This is a genomic window from Lysinibacillus fusiformis (assembly GCF_016925635.1).
GTDB lineage: Bacteria > Bacillota > Bacilli > Bacillales_A > Planococcaceae > Lysinibacillus > Lysinibacillus fusiformis_F.
On record NZ_CP070490.1, the window covers coordinates 638,559 to 657,893 of the forward strand.

Here is a 19,335-nt window from a genome sequence, read left to right on the forward strand (position 1 = left end):
ATAAGTAGAATGATTAAGAATTTAACAACAATTCAAACGATAAATTTGCTAACTTCTCCAAGGTAAACTACGTCATGGATGTCTACGGTTTTAGCCAGTGTAGCGTTACCTAGAGAAGTGTCACAAATTCATTCAAAATGCCTCAATTTCTACTTACTTTGAATAGCCCTCACGTCAATATGAAAATTAAAGCATTTCTGATGTTGTTTTTGCTTGCATATGCAGTTGTAGGTAGTCTGGGCCACCTGCTTTTGAATCTGTACCTGACATGTTGAAGCCACCGAATGGTTGGTAACCAACGATTGCACCTGTACAGCCACGGTTGAAGTAAAGGTTTCCTACATGGAATTCTTCACGCGCTTTTTCTAGGTTCACACGGTTAGTTGTGATAACAGCGCCTGTTAAACCGTATTCTGTATCGTTTGCAATTTCAATCGCGTGGTCGAAATCTTTTGCTTTTGCAATCGCTACGACTGGTCCGAAGATTTCTTCTTTCATAATACGAGCAGAAGGCTCTACGTCCGCGAATACAGTTGGTTGTACGAAGTAACCGACTGTATCATCCGCTGTACCACCAGCTACTAGGCGACCTTCGCCTTTACCGATTTCGATGTATTCCGTAATTTTATTGAATGCTGCTTGGTCGATTACTGTTGCCATGAAATTGCTGAAATCTGTTGGATCTCCCACTGTTAGAGCGTTTGTTAACTCTTCTACACGGTTCACCACTTGGTCATATACATCTTCTACGATAACAGCACGAGAACATGCTGAACATTTTTGACCAGAGAAGCCAAATGCTGATTTCACGATTGATTGTGCAGCTAATTCTAAATCTGCTTCTTTATCGACTACGATTGTATCTTTACCGCCCATTTCAGCGATAACGCGTTTAATCCAAATTTGACCGTCATTTAACACAGATGCACGTTGGTTGATACGTAAGCCGACATCACGTGAACCTGTGAAGCTGATGAAGCGTGTTTTTGGATGATCAACTAAGTAGTCACCTACTTCAGCACCAGAACCTGGTACGAAGTTCACTGCACCTGCTGGAAGGCCTGCTTCTTCTAATACTTCGATAAATTTATACGCCACAACTGGAGTTGTTGAAGCTGGTTTTAATAAAACTGTGTTCCCTGTTACTAAAGCAGCTACTGTTGTACCAGCCATAATTGCAAATGGGAAATTCCAAGGTGAGATGACGATACCAATTCCTAGTGGAATATAGTCATAACGGTTGTATTCACCTGGACGGCTTTCTACTGGTTGACCGTTTTTAATGCGTAGCATTTGGCGACCATAATATTCCAAGAAGTCGATTGCTTCTGCTGTATCTGCATCTGCCTCTGCCCATGGTTTCCCAGCTTCTTTTGTTAATAAAGCAGAGAATTCATGTTTACGACGACGAATAATCGCTGCTGCTTTGAATAAAACGTCCGCACGAATCGCTGGATCAACTTTTTTCCAAGTTTTAAATGTTTCATCTGCCGCTTGCATTGCTTTTTCAGCTAAATCTTTGCTTGCTTTCGAAACGCGACCAATGACTTCTGTTTTCTTTGCAGGATTGTACGAAACAATTTTATCTTCCGTTGTAATGCGCTCGCCACCGATAATTAGTGGGTAGTCTTGACCTAAATAACCTTCAACTTTATTTAAAGCCTCTACATAAGCATTGTAGTTTGCCTCTTGTGAAAAATCTGTGAATGGTTCGTGTTTGTATGGAATCATACTTAATCCTCCCTTGTGAAATGTATTTGGGTATGCAAAAAACATTGACGCAAAATATCTTTGCGTATAAAATATTCTTACACTTATTATAATGCAAAATTTCGTTGCATATTTCAAGTAAAAAATTTTTGAGGTGCACATTTTTATGAAAAATTCTGAACCTTTACTACCTTTTTATGAGTTTATTGCAACAAATGTATCCGTTGGTATTCATGCAGTAGACCTCTCTGGCAAAACGATTATTTATAATACAAAAATGAAAGAAATTGAAGGATTTCATTTTGATGAACTTGCAGATCGTTCCATTATTGAAATGTTTTCCTTCCGACAACACGAAAGTACTTTAATGCGTGTTTTACAAACAGGAAAAAAAGAAATTAATGTTAAACAATCCTACTGGAATAAAAATGGCCATGAAATTACAACAATCAATGATACTTTTCCACTTTTTGTTGAAGGTAAACTAATTGGCGCAATGGAATTTGCACGTGATATTACCTCACTGGAAAAGCTTGTTTATCAACCCCTTCGTCGTTACGATGAACCATTAACATTTGATATGATTAAAGCTGATTCTGAATCAATGAAGCAGGTTATCGAAAACGCTAAAAAAGCAGCCGCTGTAAAATTACCAGTATTATTAATTGGCGAATCTGGCACAGGGAAAGATTTAGTAGCTGAAGGAATTCACCACGCAGCTTCCCCCGATCCTGACGCCTTTGTGACACTCGTTAGTCGCCGTTCAGCTCAATCGGTGCTTGATAAATTACAACAGCTATTAGAAGAAGATAAAGATTATACCTTTTTCTTTGAACGTATCGATTTTTTAAGCTTAGACATTCAAGAGCAGCTTTTAGATATACTGCATTCGCTTCCACAGTCCAAATATATGCTAATTGGAAGTGTGGGCAGTGACCCTATTACATTGATTGCCGAAAAAAAGCTGTCTAAATCTCTTTATTATTTTTTTGCAACAATGGCTATTACCATTCCCAATTTAACGGATCGAAAAGAAGATATTCTTCCATTTGTCGATGATTATTTTAGTCGACATCGAGAACGCTTTGCCTCCCAAGTCACTGAACTTGCACCAGATGTACAGGAATTATTTTTACAATATGATTGGCCAGGCAATTTAAAGGAACTGGAGCTACTACTGGATGAGATTGTTTCATTTATGACTACGGAGTCCACTGTTACTTCAGATTTATTACCTTTACATTTCCGCTTCAAAGTGCAGCAGCAAGATACAAACAATCGTGAACCCGAATTTTTTATGTTCCATCAAAATCACAATGTCATGCCACTCGATGCCTATTTGCGTGAAGCCGAATCATATTATGTGCAAAATGTCTTAAATTTATATGAGGGCAATATTACAAAGGCAGCGAATGCACTTGGTATGAGCAGACAAAACCTACAATATCGAATCCGCAAAATAAAAAAACAATAGCAAAAAAACGAGGATACCTTCATTCGAAAGCATCCTCGTTTTTTTATTGACCAGATTGTTCAATCCAGTCCTGTAATTTATCTTTTAAGGAATTAAAACCATTCGCATCCGATTCATCTACACGGTCCTGCAATGATTTTCGTGGTGGTGCATCTTTTTTTCTTACTGTTGCTGGGCGATCCTGTAGCGCTCTCATCGATAAACTAATTTTTTCGGCCTCTTCATCGATTTCAAGAATCTTGACTTCTACTTCTTGCCCAACCGCTAAAAATTCACTAACGTCCTTCACAAAGCCGTATGTTATTTCCGAAATATGCACAAGGCCTTGCGTATTGTCATCTAGCGCAACAAATGCACCATATGGTTGAATACCTGTAACTTTTCCGGTCAACACGTCTCCTAATTCATATTTTTTTACCATAACCTTTGCCCACTTTCTTTTTGTTTGCTACGTATATATCGCTTAAATTATAACATACGTGTAAATACGGGGCAAAAAATCTCCTTACTCGGAAATGGCTGTAATGATGTAACGTTTTTCATCTATTCCTGTAGTTACTGTACCTAACTGGAAGGTTAAATGCTGACCAATCATCTGAACTGATTCTGGCTTAACACCTGCTTTAATGGTTGTTTGAGAGGCATCTATGGCATAAAGAACTGTAAAATGTTCCATACCATCAAATTGAACCACTTTATTTAAATCTACATCTTGAGACAATAACCGTTTAGCTGTTTCTTGATCTCCTTTTCCTTGTGCATATAAGAATAGACTTACAACGTTCATTGGATTTAATGAATCTAGGATCATATCATCTTTGCTTGACGTATACGCATTGTATAAACCTTCCGTTTGGATAATCCACCGGTAATCAATTCGTAAGCTTGTCGAACCATCTTCTGATTCCATATAGACATCGTTACGTAAATATGAAAGCGCCATCCCAATATCCTGCGTTGTAAGTTTTTCCCTTATTTTGAATGTTCCTTTTCCCTTAAATTCTTCGAGGATAAATTGTGCAGTCAAGCGCATCGAGTCTCCATACTTCCCATTTACCGTATCATTTAATAGCTTTATATGTTCGGGGGAGTATCTATTTTTGTCATCTGTACCTTTTAAAAGTACGAGCCACGTATTTTCAAACTCTTTCTTTAAATTGTGTAATTGGAAATCAAGTCCTGATGATGATAAGTCTTTTACTAATGTTCTTTCATATAATTTTAAAATACGAGCAGATTCTTCTACAGAAAATCGTAAGTCCTCACCATTGAATAAAGAGCCCATAGCCAAATATTTAAACAAGCCCAAGATATCAGGATGAAGATGGTCAATAGAGACTGGTGCATCTTTCATAAATAGAGGATTTGTTTTAAAACTATAGGTATTCCCATCATGTGACAACTCGAAATATTGTTTTTTGGTCGTTGCAATCAATTCATTTAGTTCTTTAGGATAATCTTTCTTTGCTTGTGAAAGTACCGTATTAAACTGAGAAAGTTCATTTGTATAATATTTCAAAACATCTTTCGTTGCGTAGTAATATATGCTAAAGAAATATCTAGATTCGGCAAATGACATCGGTTTTTCATACGTTTCAATTTGCTCTATCAGTTCTCGAGGTGTTTGCAAACAGTCTAATATTTCTTGCTCTAATTGTGTTAAATATTTTGGATCATCAGCCATTCTATTTAAAACTGTTTTTTTATTTTTAGCTTTATCATTGTATATATTATCAGCAGATACAACAAATGTTAGTTTCTTAAAATCTTCCTCAGGTATATTGAGCTCAAGGCGTGTTTTTTCACGTTTTTCATGATACTTCTTTTGAAATCTAGAAAACCAATCTTCATAGTTGCTTTCTATTTTTTCTTCATCTGAATGAACGAGTGCTGAAGGATGGAACATATAAGACGAAATTAGAATACCTACCAAAAGCACACTGGCAATACTTGCGATCCATACAGCCGATTTTTGCCATCTTGCAGAAGGCTTTCGAACCGTATTCATACTTTCTAGAGACTCCCTTACATTATCCTCAGCTTCAATTTGCTGAAGAACACGTTGTGGATCAAGCTTCGGTTCCATTCGTTCATAGGATTTTTTCAGTAGTGCCATACGTTGATCAAATTGCTTATCATCCATTTTCAACACTCCCATCTTGCATTAATGCTGCCTTTAGCTTTTCCTTCGCACGTAATAATCGCACTTTCACCGTCGATAGTGAAATATTTAAGACTTCAGCGATTTCTTCGTATTTTAATTCGTGGAAATAATACAACACGAGAGGATAACGGTATTTTTCATCAAGGGCCTGAATGGCACTGTGTAGATGCCTGTCCTCTTCGAACAAAAGAACATTCTCTTCTGCAGATGAATAGGTCTTTTGCTGCTGGGCATGTAGCTTGTCCTCTTTTGCCTGCTGTCGCTGTTCCTTACGATAATAATCACGAGTAGCATTTAATGTGATTTTATAGAGCCACGTTGTAAATCGATCCTGTTTAAATTGATGTAAAAAGCGATACAGTTTGACAAATACCTCCTGCGAAACATCAGCTAAATCATTCGTATGTACACCACATTGAAAGGCAAACTTTTCAACGGTTCGTTGATGATTGCGGATAAGCTCGATATAGGCCTCTTTATCTCCTTGCTGTGCCCTTGCTATTAATTCAACCTCCATCATGGCTATCCCCCCTTTTTGTTAATGGAACGATGCAATCTGCCTAATTGTTACATAAATTAGATGTCTTTCCTTATATGTCATCATTCTATATTTTTACTCCATCAAATGTCTTCCGATCTATCATCAATTTTCTGATATTTGCTTGTGTTATGAGAATATTGAGGTAAAATAAAACTTTAGTATAAGGAGGATTTATTTTCGTGTCATCGAGGGATCAATTTACAACTAAAATTGGGTTTATTTTAGCTGCCGCAGGAAGTGCTATAGGGCTGGGAGCCATTTGGAAATTTCCCTATATGGCAGGTACGAATGGCGGTAGTGTCTTTATTTTATTATTTATTTTATGTACATTTTTTATTGGTTTACCAGTGCTCATTGCTGAGTTCATGATTGGTCGTAGAGGTCAAAAAGATGCTGTCACTTCCTTTAAGGAACAAGCGCCAGGGAAGCCATGGTATTTGATTGGCTGGGGCGGTATGGTGATCGCAGGCCTTATCTTATCCTTCTACAGCGTTGTCGGTGGATGGATTTTAAGCTACTTGGGTCGTGCCCTTACATTTAAGCTAACGAATGCTGGCTCTGACATCAACTACGCCGATTTATTTAGCAAGATTATTTCAAGTCCATTTGAAGCCGCTCTTGTACAGGGACTATTTATGTTATTAACAGTAGTCATTGTGTCAGCAGGTATTAAGGGTGGTATTGAAAAAGCCAGCACATGGATGATGCCTCTCCTCTTTATATTCTTTATTGTCCTAGTTATCCGCTCTTTAACTTTAGACGGGGCCATGGAAGGCGTTAAATTTATGTTTGTACCTGATTGGTCCTATTTTAATGCTGAAACATTTTTAATGGCTTTAGGACAAGCTTACTTCTCATTAAGTGTAGGTATTGCCGTTATGATTACATATGCTTCCTATTTGTCTAAAAAAGAGAAGATTGGTAACTCTGCGATAAATGTAGCATCCATGAATATTATTATTTCTTTACTGGCGGGCCTTGTTATTTTCCCAGCAGTATTTGCACTTGGCTATACACCCGATCAAGGGCCTGGCTTAGTATTCATTATTTTGCCAGCTGTATTCGAACAGTTACCTCTTGGGGGCTTATTCTTAACAATCTTCTTCATTCTGTTACTTTTTGCTACAGTGACTTCTTCCATTTCCATGTTAGAAATTGTCGTGGCTATCGCCATTGGTGATAAATCAGAAAAACGTAGAAAGATTGCTTGGATTGGTGGAATCATTATTTTCATCGTTGGTATTCCAAGTGCCCTTTCATTTGGTATATTATCCGATGTAAAAATATTAGATCGCTCTATTTTTGACTTTGTTGATTTTATGACCAATAGCATCGGTATGCCGATAGGAGCTTTGTTGATTTCAATTTTTGCAGGTTATTATTATACAAAGGATATTTCACGTAAGGAATTAGCTGCATCTAGCTTCCTGTTTAATATTTGGTACATTTTAATTCGCTACGTCTCCCCACTCGCCATTTTGGTCATTTTCATTCAGGGGATTTTACCTTTATTTAAATAAGTATTAACCTCAATCACTCCATTAAAAAAGAGGTTGTCCATTGACAACCCCTTTTTTTATAAGGAATATGCAAAATATTTTAAATAATACATTTCGCTTCAAATTTAATGGCAATTAGTTTGTAAGAAATGGCTACACAATCTTCAAACGGTATCCATTGCTCAAACGAATGCTCATATGTTTCTTGAATAACTTTTGCAAGTGTCGATGGATCATCAATCCCTTGCAAGGCTGCTACTACATCTGCTGTTTCTGTATCATAATGGTCTGGACCTAAGTGGAATGGATCCCACTCCTCTAGCAGATGGACAGCTGCTTGATTCATCTTAATATTTTCCAAAATACTCACCTATTATCCTTTGATCATACTCGTATGATACCATAGTAAAAAAAAAAGAAAAGAGTGATTTGCTTGTCTATTTTTGATCAAACTATCAAACGTCGATGTACAAACTCTGTAAAATGGGACGCAATGGAAAAGGTTTATGGCCTAAACGATGCGGCAGATATCTTGCCAATGTGGGTAGCTGATATGGATTTTGCTGCACCTACAGCTGTTTCAAAGGCTTTACAACAACATGCTGAACAAACTATTTTTGGCTATAGTTTTATGAGCGAAGAAGCGATCCAGTCCATTGTAGACTGGCAAAGTACTCGCCATGACTGGCACATTGAGAAAGAAGCCATCCTATTCTGTAATGGCGTGGTCGCTGCATTAGCTAACAGCATTGTAGCACTAACTAACCCTGGTGACAAAGTACTCATTTCACCACCAGTTTATCCGCCATTCTTTAACATACCAAAAAGTAATGGTCGTGAAGTTGTAAGCTGCCCATTAGTTGAAGAAGATGGAATGTTTGTCTATGATTTTGAAGCCTTCGAGCAGGCTTTAGCACAAGATGTGAAAGCCTACATATTCTGTAACCCTCATAATCCAGGAGGCTATGTATGGGATGAAGCTACTTTAAAGGAAATTGTACGACTTTGTGCTAAATACGATGTCATCATTATTTCTGATGAAATCCATGCTGATTTAATGATCAATGGGGATAAGCATATACCTTTAGCTAAAGTTGCAGGGGATGAAATCAATCGCATTGTTACGTGTATGGCTCCTACTAAAACATTTAACTTAGCAGGCATTCAAGTATCATATATGATTGTAACAGATAAGAAAAAACGCCTGCAGCTAGAGGCCATCAATATGGCGAGTGGACAAGGCTCATTAAATACATTTGCTTCTGTTGCCCTTCATGCTGCTTATACAGAAGGAGCTCCTTGGTTAGATGAATTACTTCCTTATATTTCTGCTAACATGGATTATGTGAAAGCTGAATTAGAGCAGATTCCAGGCATTCGTGTTACGATTCCTCAATCCACTTATTTAATCTGGATTGATTACCGAGAGCTAGCGCTTGAAGAGAAGGATATCATGAATCGCTTACTAGAAATCGGCAAGCTGGCACTAGAACCAGGGACAAAATACGGAGAAGAAGGTCGTGGCTTCCTACGAATGAATTTGGCTTGTTCATTTGATACTGTGAAAGATGGAGTCGAGCGTTTTAAAAAGGTCTTTGCAGAATAAAAATGGTTGAAAGGTTATCTCTACTTTTGGAGATAGCCTTTTTATGTTTAAAATCATAATTTTGTGGAAAAGTTTCTTATCAGTTGGATTTTAAAAGAGGTGTTTTACATGGACATCGTTCCATTAACGATTAAACGTGCCTATATGACATTCCTATTTCCTTTCGCCTATTCCACAAAAAATCGTCAAAAAATTGGTGATGTACTACTAAAGGAAGGTTTTTCTTTTTTCACCTTGAAAAACACATCTCTTGAAGACGCCTTTTACAGTGACATGACGATTATACATGAGGAGCTTGCTCAATTTTTCTATCCTTTTCTGGAGGATAAATTATTTCCAAACGAAATGAATAGCCCTGACTTTATTCGTTTTTCGAAAGCATTTTATACACAAGGTTCCTTACATCTTCAAGAAAGTCAAATCAATTATAATTACGAAGTAATGAGTATCGATGTGACATTATGTCCTTTTGGGAATGGCATTATAACAGTAAGAACAAATATTACAGATCAATCACATGATCTAAGTGATATATTAAATTTTGTTCATTATTTTAGAGTATTAGAGGCTAAGCTACGAGAGGAGAAAGGTGCCAGTCATCATTTTTCATTTGGTCATTGTTCTTCTACAAGTGAATTATTATTTAAGTATTTTATACCTTATTTACAGCCTTTTCTATTACATCAACAAGACCACAGCTACGAAGGCTTACCGTTCTTTGAAGATGAGCGAATGTTTGCCTCAGCTTATTTCATTGCTAAGGAAGAGGCTAAACTATTACCTGAGCATTTATTTCGATTAGGGCAAGTTGATGGTAGGACACCAGATGGCAAGCCCTTTATTTCTAGCACGAATCCTCACTATATCTCTAATTATGTACAAGAGCACGCCCATACACGCTGGGCACCTAATAGTTATATTATCACCTCGTCACAGGCACAGATGACAATTACAAATAGGCCGTTTGACAAATGTACTCATAGTATTCAAGAATTTATGGGTACGCACTATTACAACTTGTTCATTCATTATTTTTATAAAATGATGCTCTTAAAGCTTTCCTATGAGTATAGTGAAATAAAGTGGGGCAAAGATAAGCAGGTTATCAATGAACTAATCGAGCTGATTACAAAGTTCTCTGCACGCTATTATTTTGAAGAAGTCATTGTAAGAACAGAAGGCAGAGAAATTTCTCAAATGCTGCGAAAGTATTTCCGTATAAATGAACATTATCTGGAAACTAAAGCAACATTGGATAGTTTGTATCGTATACAAGAAGACCAATCTGATAATCGAAGTAATAATTTACTGTTTATTTTAACAGTTTTTACTGTTGTATCCGGTATTTACGGTATGAACTTAGTCATTGAAGGTTGGAAAGATAGCAGTGATTTCGATAGCATCGGTAGTTATACACTCTTTGAATGGGTAGCCTTTATTACTGCATTGAGTGGGATTGGCTTGTCACTCGTACTGGTTTGTTTCACTGTCCTCAAAACACTGCAAAATAGTATTCGCCGCTTTAAAAAATAATACAATAAAAGAATCTGCTCGCCCTCCGTGGCAAGCAGATTCCTTTTTTTTTAGATATTCTGTTGATTGTTTGTGTTTTTCTTATCCGCTAGAATACGTGCTTCAATTTCTTTTGATTTCAATTCTTGTTTCTTAGAAATTTTTCTGAAAAGCGTAAACACGATAATACATAAAATCAGCATAATTAAAAATTCAAATGCTGCTGGAATATAACCTGATTTGTCTTCTGGGAAATATAAAAATTGATACATAAAGTTTTGCATGTTCTACACGTCCTTATAAGTATTATTCAAAGACTGTAATTGACTCAATTTTCACATCTTCTAATGGTTTGTCACGGAAATCTTTTTCCACATCCGCAATTTTATCCACAATGTCCATACCTTCTACAACATGACCGAATACTGTGTGTTTATGGTCTAACCAAGGTGTACCACCATTTTGAGCATAAGCTTCGATGATCTCTTCTGGGAAGCCTGCCCCTTGTAATTGACGAAGCATATCACTTGGAAGGTGCTTCATTTGTACAATAAAGAATTGAGAACCATTTGTATTTGGACCTGCATTTGCCATTGAAAGCGCTCCACGTAGGTTAAATAATTGATCTGAGAACTCATCTTCAAAGGAATTACCCCAAATTGATTCTCCGCCCATACCAGTACCAGTTGGGTCGCCACCCTGAATCATGAAGTCTTGAATAACACGGTGGAAAACAATGCCGTTATAGTAGCCTGATTTAGCATGCCCTAAAAAGTTCTCAACCGTTTTTGGTGCGTGCTCAGGGAATAATTTAATTTTGACAGCACCTAATGTTGTGTTCATTTCTACAAGCACTTCGCCTGCTTGTACGTCTGTTGTTAATTGTGGAAACATGGAAGTCTCTCCTTTAATGATAAATTTCAGTTTCAATGAAAAAGATGCCCGTGCATCCTTTCTGACCTCATTTTAGTCTAACATACTTCTTATTGGTTTTCTCCCTCAAAGTATTGACGATTTTTGCACTTTTACTATTCATTTTTAAAACGAAGTAAATAGGTCCGAGCGAGTATTTGGAATCAATCCAAAATATGTTATTCTGATGAAGGATTTATAGAAAGAGTGGAGGCACACATGAAAAAGGCTTTTGGTTTTTTTATTATCGTTTTATCCCTCCCTGCTTTATGGTGGATTAGCACAAACATTAAAACAGAAATCAATATAGCACAAGCACATGAGGAGCAAATGACAAATGCTATACATTTACCTGAGGTAGAAGCCCAGCTACCTGTTACCCTTATTGATCGAAATGGGCAAACATTTAGTGAGGAATATGTCGAATGGCGGCAGCCACTAAGTTTACAAGAAATTCCACAAATTGCCCAGGAAATATTCATCACAAGTGAGGATGCTGATTTTTATGAGCATATCGGCTTTGATTTAAGTGCGATTATTCGTGCGGTTGTAGCTAATTCAAATAGTAACACCACCTCTCAAGGTGGTAGTACCATCACACAACAGCTTGTTCGAATGCGTTATTTATCTGAGGAAAAAACATATGAACGGAAATTGACAGAGCTTTTTTATGCATATGAATTAGAAAAAGAATTTGATAAAGATGCCATTTTAACAATGTACCTGAATGAATCCTATTTTAGCAATCAAGTTTATGGCATTGGCGGAGCAGCCACTTATTATTTTCAAAAGCCACTCCAAGAATTATCTATTGCTGAAATAGCTTTCATTGCTGCTATCCCAAATAACCCCTCCCTTTACAATCCTTTAAAAAATTTTGATCAAACTAAAGCGAGGCAGGAACGATTGTTAGATACCCTTGCAGCAAATGGGGCGATTACAGAGGAAGAGGCAAAAAAAAATAAAGCTACTCCCATTACATTAAATGTGAAAGATAAAATTCAAAGTTATCCAATGTATAGCACTTATGTTCTTCAAGAGCTAAAATGGCTAGTTGCAGAAAAAGAAGGTTATGCGGATCGACTAAGCATTACAGTTAATGAGGAAGAGAAGAAAAACATTAAAGTACAATTAGATAATCGACTTCATACATTATTTCAAAATGGACTCATCATTCAAACGACGCTTGATCCAACTAAACAGCAGCATGATGAGGAAAAAATGTCAGCTATTCTTGAGGCTAGCCCATTGCAAGCAGCAGGTGCGGTCATTGAAAACCAATCAAGAGAAATAGTCAGTCTGTATGCAGGAAAGAACTATGAAAAATTTGATTTTCATCGTGCATTCCAAGGAACACGTCAGCCAGGGTCTGCCTTTAAGCCAATGGCAGTCTATGCACCATTTTTCGAAACGACATCCCATACACCTGATTCGATTGTCAATGGTGGTCGTTATTGTGTGGGCTCCTTTTGCCCCCAAAACTATGGAGGCTATACGTATGGTGATGTTTCTATTCGTACTGCTTTTCGACACAGCTATAATACATCTGCACTGCGTCTCTTTCAAACAGTTGGCGTTGAAACAGCCTTTGACTACCTTAATCGCTTTCACTTCCGCTCCATTGTAGAGAAAGATCATAACTATGCCGCATCATTAGGAGGATTAACCTATGGTGTGACAGCATTAGAACTAGCAGATGCTTATACAAGCTTTATTGATGGCTCTTATGTTCTTGCACATAGTATACGAAAAGTTACAGCTTTAGATGGAACAGAGCTTTATAGTTGGGATACACAGCGTGATCAGATCTGGTCTCCTAAAACAGTAAAATACATGCGTGAACTCCTTGCAGATGTTGTAGCAAACGGTACGGGTCAAGGTGTCTATAGTAACAGCAGCTACGTCGGTGCAAAAACAGGGACAACGAATGACTATCGAGACTACTGGCTTGCGGGGCTCAATGATGATTATACTGCCGCTGTTTGGCTAGGATATGATAAACCTCAATCGATGCAGCAATTAGAGGAATACAAAATCCACCATCAATTATTTAATATTTTGCTTGAGTAGTGAAATAACCAAAAGGTAGTAGTCGCTGAGACTACTACCTTTTCATAGTGTTGAAAAACAAAACCATCTATACAATTTTTGTGAAAGGTGAAAATGGATTTCCGTTACAGGCTACTTGCTTTCCTGTGGGCGGGCGCCGAGCCGCTTCCTCCGCTACCGCTCCACTCCTCCCCACAAATTTAGAAAAGGTTTTCAAATAAAGTGAAGATGTTCACTACTCATTTTTTGGAGAGGTGATGTCACGAATCACTTCTCCACATTTTTCACTACTGTTAGTATGAAAGAAAAGGAAAAGACACTTTTGCAAAATGGTTAATTGGAGTGGAGACAGCGTCACAGATGGGACCCTGGAACCAACGTTAGTGAGTGAAGCGGCTCAGCTGACGCCCTCTGGAAAGGACGCTGGTGGAACGGAAATCAACCTCTCGCCTTTCAAACTTGCTTTTTCTGCCGTTGTTGACATCACCTTTTTAATAGTATGTATTAATTTGCAAATGGCAAACTTGCCAAAATACCATTGTATAGTTTCAACACAACATAAATAACAAGCGTTAAAAGAATCATCCACATAAATAGCTCAAAGATTAATAGACCAATTGTGCCGCCCATTGATATAAAATGACTCATTTTATAAATCAGATAAATAAAGTAGGCAAATATCGTTATCACAAAGATACCAATTAAAACATAAATAAATTGGATGGCAAATGCGGAACACATGGCACCTACAAATAAGATTATATAGCCGCCACGAGCCTGACTTACAGTGGCTCCTTCGTTATCCTTTGAAAAAAACAGCATTCCTACTTCATGAATGGTTTCCCCTACAAGTTTAAGAGCCGAAAATAACATAAAAAAAACAATGGCAAAAACAATGAGTAAAAATACACGTAATTCAAAATCAGATAAAAACTCTCGCATACCTGAATACACACCGATGGCTTGAAAAATCTGTAATGATTTACCAACAGCATACATACCAAATGTCAAACTAAACAATAAAATTGTAATTAATGGTAGATAACCATAGATATATGGGTTCCTCATAAAAAATTTTTTTCCTCTATTTTTATTGATAACTTCCTATTTATAATATAACGAAAATTCTCTAACGACCGCAAGCTAAATCCCAATAGTACATATGCATCCTCAATTAAAGTACGTTATAATTGGGATACTTACCTGCATAAAGGAGGGTTTTTTTGTTACAAGTACTTTATATTTTTATTCCAATGCTTGTTGCAATATTAGTGCCATTATTATATAAACGCATGAAAAATATTCACACAGGTTGGTTTGTTCTTGCTGTACCTGCTACGCTTGCGATTATTTATGCAACATATATTGCTCAAGTGGCTAAGGGGGAAGTATTTACTGCAGAGCTCCCTTGGATTCCATCGCTTGATATTTCCATCATCTCATATTTAGATGGACTCAGCTTATTATTCTCATTACTCATTACTGGAATTGGCTCGTTAGTTGTGCTTTACTCCATTTTTTACTTAGATAAACATAAAGAAAAATTACATAACTTTTATGTTTACTTACTGTTATTTATGTCAGCCATGCTGGGAGTAGTACAGTCAGATCATTTAATTACACTCTATTTCTTTTGGGAGCTAACGTCCATATCATCATTTTTACTCATCGGCTATTGGTATAATCGGGATGCCTCACGCTTCGGTGCATTAAAGTCTATGATGATTACAGTTGGCGGCGGCTTAATGATGCTAGGTGGCTTTGTTCTGCTTTATTTAATGGGAGGGACCTACTCCATTCGAGAATTGATTGTCATGGCACCTAATTTAGTAGATCAACCTTTATTCACTTGGTCACTTATCCTAATACTCTTGGGCGCATTTACAAAATCCGCGCAATTCCCATTTTACATTTGGTTACCAGATGCCATGGAAGCGCCAACACCAGTAAGTGCATACCTTCACTCGGCAACAATGGTCAAAGCAGGTATCTATTTAGTTGCACGATTTACGCCGATATTTGCAGCCTCTGAGCTTTGGGTGTGGCTTGTAACAGGTGTAGGTATCTTAACTTTATTCTGGGGTTCCTTCTTTGCAGTGAAGCAAACAGATTTAAAAGGTATCCTAGCATTCTCTACAGTCAGTCAGCTTGGTCTTATTATGTCACTACTCGGCGCAAGCGCTGTTGCTTTTCATACAAATGGCTCAGTCGATACCATTAAATTTGCTGCATTTGCTGCCATTTTCCACCTTATCAATCATGCTACATTTAAAGGCAGTCTTTTCATGATTGCAGGCATTGTTGATCATGAAACAGGAACTCGAGATATTCGTAAACTTGGCGGATTAATGAGTATCATGCCAATTAGTTTTACTGTGGCTGCAATAGGAAGCTTATCCATGGCTGGTCTTCCACCATTTAATGGCTTCTTAAGTAAAGAGATGTTTTTAACAGCCATGCTTGCCCTTCAAAAGTTTGAATTTTTCGGCTTTGAAACATGGGGTGCACTCTTCCCTATTGTTGCTTGGATTGCTAGTATTTTCACCTTTATCTATAGCTTTTATTTTGTTTTCCGAACATTTAATGGAAATTACAAACCTGAGCAGTTACCTCATAAACCACATGAGGCACCGATTGGTATGCTAATTTCTCCAATACTTTTAGCGGCTTTAGTTGTGACAATCTTCTTTATCCCTAACTTTATTGGCAATACCTTTGTAAAACCAGCTGTCCAAGCGATTCAGCCATTTTTGTATGATACACCTCAAGCTGTTGATATTCATGTATCTGCTTGGCATGGTAAAATCACTCCTGAGCTACTGATGACTATTGGAATTATCATTGTTGGGGTATTGTTATTTGTCGCCTTACCAAAATGGCAAGGGATGTATCAGCGATTCCCGCAAGCTTTAACATTAAACAATGCCTATGACAAAATCATGCAGGGTTTAGACGTTGGCTTAAATCGTTTATCTCGACGCTATATGACAGGCTCTATGCGTCACTATTTACTCTATATGTTTAGTGGAATTACTGTAATTGTTATCGGCTCTCTTTTCATGAAAGATGCTTTTAGTATTTCATTCCAAGGAGCCTCACCAATAAATCTATACGAAATAATCTTGATCGTCGTTTTACTAATTGGTACTGCCATCACCATTTTGGCCAAGTCACGTTTAACGGCCATTATTGGGCTTGGTACTGTAGGCTATACTGTAGCCTTATTCTTTGTCATTTTTAACGCACCTGATCTAGCGCTGACACAGCTCGTTATTGAAACGATTTCAGTAGCACTATTTTTATTAGCATTTTACCATCTACCTAAGCTTGGTAAGCGCGAGGAGCGAATGAGATTCCAGTTAAATCGTGCCGTTGTTTCGATTGCAGTTGGTGTGATGGTAACACTTGTTGCCCTATCAGCTCATTCCCAAAAACTAATTCCCTCTATTGCTAAGTACTACGAGGAAACCGTTTATTCATTAGCTGGTGGCGGAAATATTGTAAATGTAATTTTAGTAGACTATCGTGGTTTCGATACATTATTTGAAATTACAGTACTCGGCATTGCCGGCATGGCCATCTTAGCTATGATTAAGTTACGTATGAATAGAAAGGGGAACACTCATGAAAACAAATGATGTGGTCATACAATTTACAGCTAAAATTGTATTTTTCATTATTTTCTTCTTCTCCATTCATATTTTTTTAGCTGGTCACTATACGCCTGGTGGAGGCTTTGTTGGGGGTCTGTTAACATCAAGTGCACTTGTTCTTTTAGTGTTAGCCTATGATATCAATACAGTCCGTCATATTCTACCTATTAATTACACGTATTTAACAGCCATTGGCTTACTATTAGCCCTTGCTACTGCGGCATACCCAATGTTTGTGGGCAAACCGTTTTTCACACATTTCTTTGATTATTTCGATTTACCGCTTCTAGGCAAACAGTCATTACACACGGCTATGCTTTTTGATAGCGGTGTCTATTTGGTTGTTGTCGGTGTTACGATGACCATTATTCAAACGATTGGGGAGGATGAATAATGGAAATAATTATGGCCTTTGTGATCGGCTTTCTCTTTATGGCAGCGGTCTATTTAATCTTATCGAAAAGTTTATTGCGCATTATTATTGGAACAGGTCTGTTAAGTCATGGTGCTCATCTACTGATCTTAACGATGGGTGGTCTTGGTGGCGAAGCTCCACCTGTCTTAAACGAAGGAGCCAAAACGTTTGCTGATCCCTTACCCCAAGCACTTATTTTAACTGCGATTGTTATAAGCTTTGGGGTAACAGCATTCTTCCTTGTACTTGCCTATCGTTCCTATCAGGAGCTTAACACGGATGATATTAGCTTAATGAGAGGAAGTGATGAGGATGAATAACTTCCTACTACTACCGATTATCATTCCATTTTTCTTCGGTATGATTTTAATGTTTGGACAAAAAAATCTAACCTATCAACGATCATTTTCATTACTTGGAATTGGACTAGGCCTCTTTTCTGCCCTTTCACTTCTTTTAAAAGTGAAACATGATGGTATTCAAAAGGTCACATTTGGAAACTGGCCCGTTCCTTACGGTATTACAATGGTATCTGATATGGTATCTGCATTGCTCGTTACAACAACATTGCTGATTGCGCTATTTGTTGTTTGGTATGGCTTTGGTTCCATTACGAAGGAGCGTGAACGCTTCTTTTATTACCCTGGTATTATGTTTATTTTAACTGGGGTCAATGGAGCCTTTACAACAGGCGATATTTTTAACTTATTTGTTTTCTTCGAAGTATTGTTAATGGCTTCCTATCTACTTATCGTTTTAGGTGGTGAGAAGGGGCAACTGAAAGGGTCTATTAAATATATTTTAATTAATGTTATTTCTTCGGCCTTATTTGTTATTACCGTTGCCTATTTATATTCTGTTGTAGGGACATTAAACATGGCCGATATTGCGGTGAAAATTGCTGAGATTAATCAACCAGGAATTATTACTGTTATTGCCGTACTATTTTTAATGGTATTTGGACTAAAAGCGGCCATTTTCCCATTATATTTTTGGCTTCCTACTTCGTACGCGGCAGCGCCTATTCCTGTCTTAGCATTATTTGGCGCTCTGCTCACAAAGGTTGGGGTATATGCCATTACACGTACCTATACACTATTTTTTGTACATGATTTATTCTATACGCATAACTTACTAATGGCATTAGCTATTGCAACAATTGTAGCTGGATGCATTGGAGCACTCGCTTATTTTGATGTAAAACTCATTATTATCTATAACATTGTCATTGCGGTTGGTGTCATTTTATTTGGTGTCTCTCAAATGAATGAGACTTCATTAAAAGGTGCTATGTTTTATTTAATTCACGATATGCTGATAAAGGCCGCGCTCTTTATGCTAATCGGCATTGTCATCTATATTACGGGTACATCGGATTTGCGTAAGATGGGTGGACTCATGAAAAAATACCCTGCACTTGGTTGGTGTTATTTAATAGCAGCTTTTGGCTTAGCTGGAATTCCACCACTTAGCGGATTTGTTGGAAAGCTGTTAATTGTACAGGGGGGCTTTGAGGCTGGAAGTATGTGGAGTAGTATTTTCATTTTAGCATCTTCACTGCTTGTCCTATTGTCCGTGATCCGTATTTTCCTCTATGCCTTTTGGGGTGAGGAAAAAGAAACACAAGGTACAGTCGACAAATCTATCTATAAGATGCTGTTTATGCCGACTGCCTTGTTAGTACTTATTACTGTAGCCTATGGTGTGGGTTCCGAATGGATTACGCCATTTATGGATGATGCAGCAAAACTATTAAATGATCCATCTATCTATATAGATGCTGTAATGAAGGAGGATTAG

General features: G+C 37.5%; 17 protein-coding genes. 9 read left to right on the forward strand and 8 right to left on the reverse strand.

Translation table 11 applies throughout. The features are described from left to right. Positions 1-186 precede the first annotated feature (186 nt). On the reverse strand, positions 187-1,731 hold the full coding sequence (gene pruA / locus JTI58_RS03235) for an L-glutamate gamma-semialdehyde dehydrogenase (RefSeq protein WP_205441196.1): 1,545 nt from the start codon (positions 1,729-1,731) through the stop codon (positions 187-189). 145 nt (positions 1,732-1,876) lie between these two features. Between pruA and JTI58_RS03240 the strand changes: the two genes are divergently transcribed. Continuing rightward, a complete protein-coding gene (locus tag JTI58_RS03240) occupies positions 1,877-3,184 on the forward strand; it encodes an AAA-type ATPase lid domain-containing protein (RefSeq protein ID WP_205445174.1) in 1,308 nt (435 codons plus the stop codon). 43 nt (positions 3,185-3,227) lie between these two features. Here JTI58_RS03240 and yugI read toward each other — a convergent pair whose 3' ends face one another. The 3 genes from yugI to JTI58_RS03255 form a co-directional block, all read right to left on the reverse strand. Further along, positions 3,228-3,605 carry a S1 domain-containing post-transcriptional regulator GSP13 gene (yugI, locus tag JTI58_RS03245; RefSeq protein ID WP_004228409.1) on the reverse strand — a complete coding sequence of 126 codons (378 nt, stop codon included), beginning with the start codon at positions 3,603-3,605 and terminating at the stop codon, positions 3,228-3,230. An 84-nt stretch (positions 3,606-3,689) separates the two neighbouring features. After that, positions 3,690-5,327 (reverse strand): hypothetical protein, encoded by a 1,638-nt coding sequence (locus tag JTI58_RS03250; RefSeq protein WP_205445175.1) that lies wholly within the window; start codon positions 5,325-5,327, stop codon positions 3,690-3,692. Beyond that, positions 5,320-5,868 (reverse strand): RNA polymerase sigma factor, encoded by a 549-nt coding sequence (locus tag JTI58_RS03255; protein ID WP_205445177.1) that lies wholly within the window; start codon positions 5,866-5,868, stop codon positions 5,320-5,322. Before JTI58_RS03255 ends, JTI58_RS03250 begins: the two co-directional genes overlap by 8 nt. A gap of 200 nt (positions 5,869-6,068) precedes the next feature. Here JTI58_RS03255 and JTI58_RS03260 point away from each other — a divergent pair, with 200 nt between their 5' ends. Continuing rightward, the gene (locus JTI58_RS03260; RefSeq protein WP_205445179.1) at positions 6,069-7,409 is read left to right on the forward strand and encodes a sodium-dependent transporter; all 1,341 of its coding nucleotides are present in this window, start codon (positions 6,069-6,071) and stop codon (positions 7,407-7,409) included. Positions 7,410-7,488: 79 nt separating this feature from the next. Here JTI58_RS03260 and JTI58_RS03265 read toward each other — a convergent pair whose 3' ends face one another. Then, positions 7,489-7,749: a DUF1871 family protein gene (locus tag JTI58_RS03265; RefSeq protein ID WP_004228396.1), complete on the reverse strand. Its 261-nt coding sequence runs from the start codon at positions 7,747-7,749 to the stop codon at positions 7,489-7,491. A gap of 72 nt (positions 7,750-7,821) precedes the next feature. Between JTI58_RS03265 and JTI58_RS03270 the strand changes: the two genes are divergently transcribed. Further along, complete coding sequence (locus tag JTI58_RS03270) at positions 7,822-8,994, forward strand: MalY/PatB family protein (protein ID WP_205445180.1); 1,173 nt, start codon at positions 7,822-7,824, stop codon at positions 8,992-8,994. Between the two features lie 108 nt (positions 8,995-9,102). Further along, on the forward strand, positions 9,103-10,527 hold the full coding sequence (locus tag JTI58_RS03275) for a magnesium transporter CorA family protein (RefSeq protein ID WP_205445182.1): 1,425 nt from the start codon (positions 9,103-9,105) through the stop codon (positions 10,525-10,527). 50 nt (positions 10,528-10,577) lie between these two features. Here the strand turns inward: JTI58_RS03275 and JTI58_RS03280 are convergent, their stop codons facing one another. Both JTI58_RS03280 and JTI58_RS03285 read right to left on the reverse strand, forming a co-directional pair. Continuing rightward, positions 10,578-10,790, reverse strand: a complete 213-nt coding sequence (locus JTI58_RS03280; RefSeq protein ID WP_205445184.1) for a hypothetical protein — start codon at positions 10,788-10,790, stop codon at positions 10,578-10,580. 22 nt (positions 10,791-10,812) lie between these two features. Further along, a complete protein-coding gene (locus JTI58_RS03285; RefSeq protein WP_205445186.1) occupies positions 10,813-11,400 on the reverse strand; it encodes a peptidylprolyl isomerase in 588 nt (195 codons plus the stop codon). Between the two features lie 237 nt (positions 11,401-11,637). Between JTI58_RS03285 and JTI58_RS03290 the strand changes: the two genes are divergently transcribed. After that, positions 11,638-13,488: a transglycosylase domain-containing protein gene (locus JTI58_RS03290; protein WP_205445187.1), complete on the forward strand. Its 1,851-nt coding sequence runs from the start codon at positions 11,638-11,640 to the stop codon at positions 13,486-13,488. Between the two features lie 483 nt (positions 13,489-13,971). On the opposite strand, the gene JTI58_RS03295 is transcribed toward JTI58_RS03290, so the two are convergent. Beyond that, entirely contained in the window at positions 13,972-14,535 is a 564-nt protein-coding gene (locus JTI58_RS03295) for a DUF5366 family protein (RefSeq protein WP_205445189.1), read from the reverse strand. Positions 14,536-14,690: 155 nt separating this feature from the next. On the opposite strand from JTI58_RS03295, the gene JTI58_RS03300 reads away from it, so the two are divergent. Genes JTI58_RS03300 through JTI58_RS03315 form a run of 4 tightly spaced genes read left to right on the forward strand, consistent with a single transcriptional unit; the run spans position 14,691 to position 19,335 of the window. Beyond that, positions 14,691-17,105 (forward strand): Na+/H+ antiporter subunit A, encoded by a 2,415-nt coding sequence (locus JTI58_RS03300; protein ID WP_205445190.1) that lies wholly within the window; start codon positions 14,691-14,693, stop codon positions 17,103-17,105. Then, a complete protein-coding gene (locus JTI58_RS03305) occupies positions 17,092-17,514 on the forward strand; it encodes a Na(+)/H(+) antiporter subunit B (protein ID WP_205445192.1) in 423 nt (140 codons plus the stop codon). The genes JTI58_RS03300 and JTI58_RS03305 overlap by 14 nt, the downstream gene beginning before the upstream one ends. Beyond that, positions 17,514-17,855 carry a Na(+)/H(+) antiporter subunit C gene (locus JTI58_RS03310; RefSeq protein WP_004228379.1) on the forward strand — a complete coding sequence of 114 codons (342 nt, stop codon included), beginning with the start codon at positions 17,514-17,516 and terminating at the stop codon, positions 17,853-17,855. The genes JTI58_RS03305 and JTI58_RS03310 overlap by 1 nt, the downstream gene beginning before the upstream one ends. Beyond that, positions 17,848-19,335 carry a Na+/H+ antiporter subunit D gene (locus tag JTI58_RS03315; RefSeq protein WP_279381304.1) on the forward strand — a complete coding sequence of 496 codons (1,488 nt, stop codon included), beginning with the start codon at positions 17,848-17,850 and terminating at the stop codon, positions 19,333-19,335. Before JTI58_RS03310 ends, JTI58_RS03315 begins: the two co-directional genes overlap by 8 nt.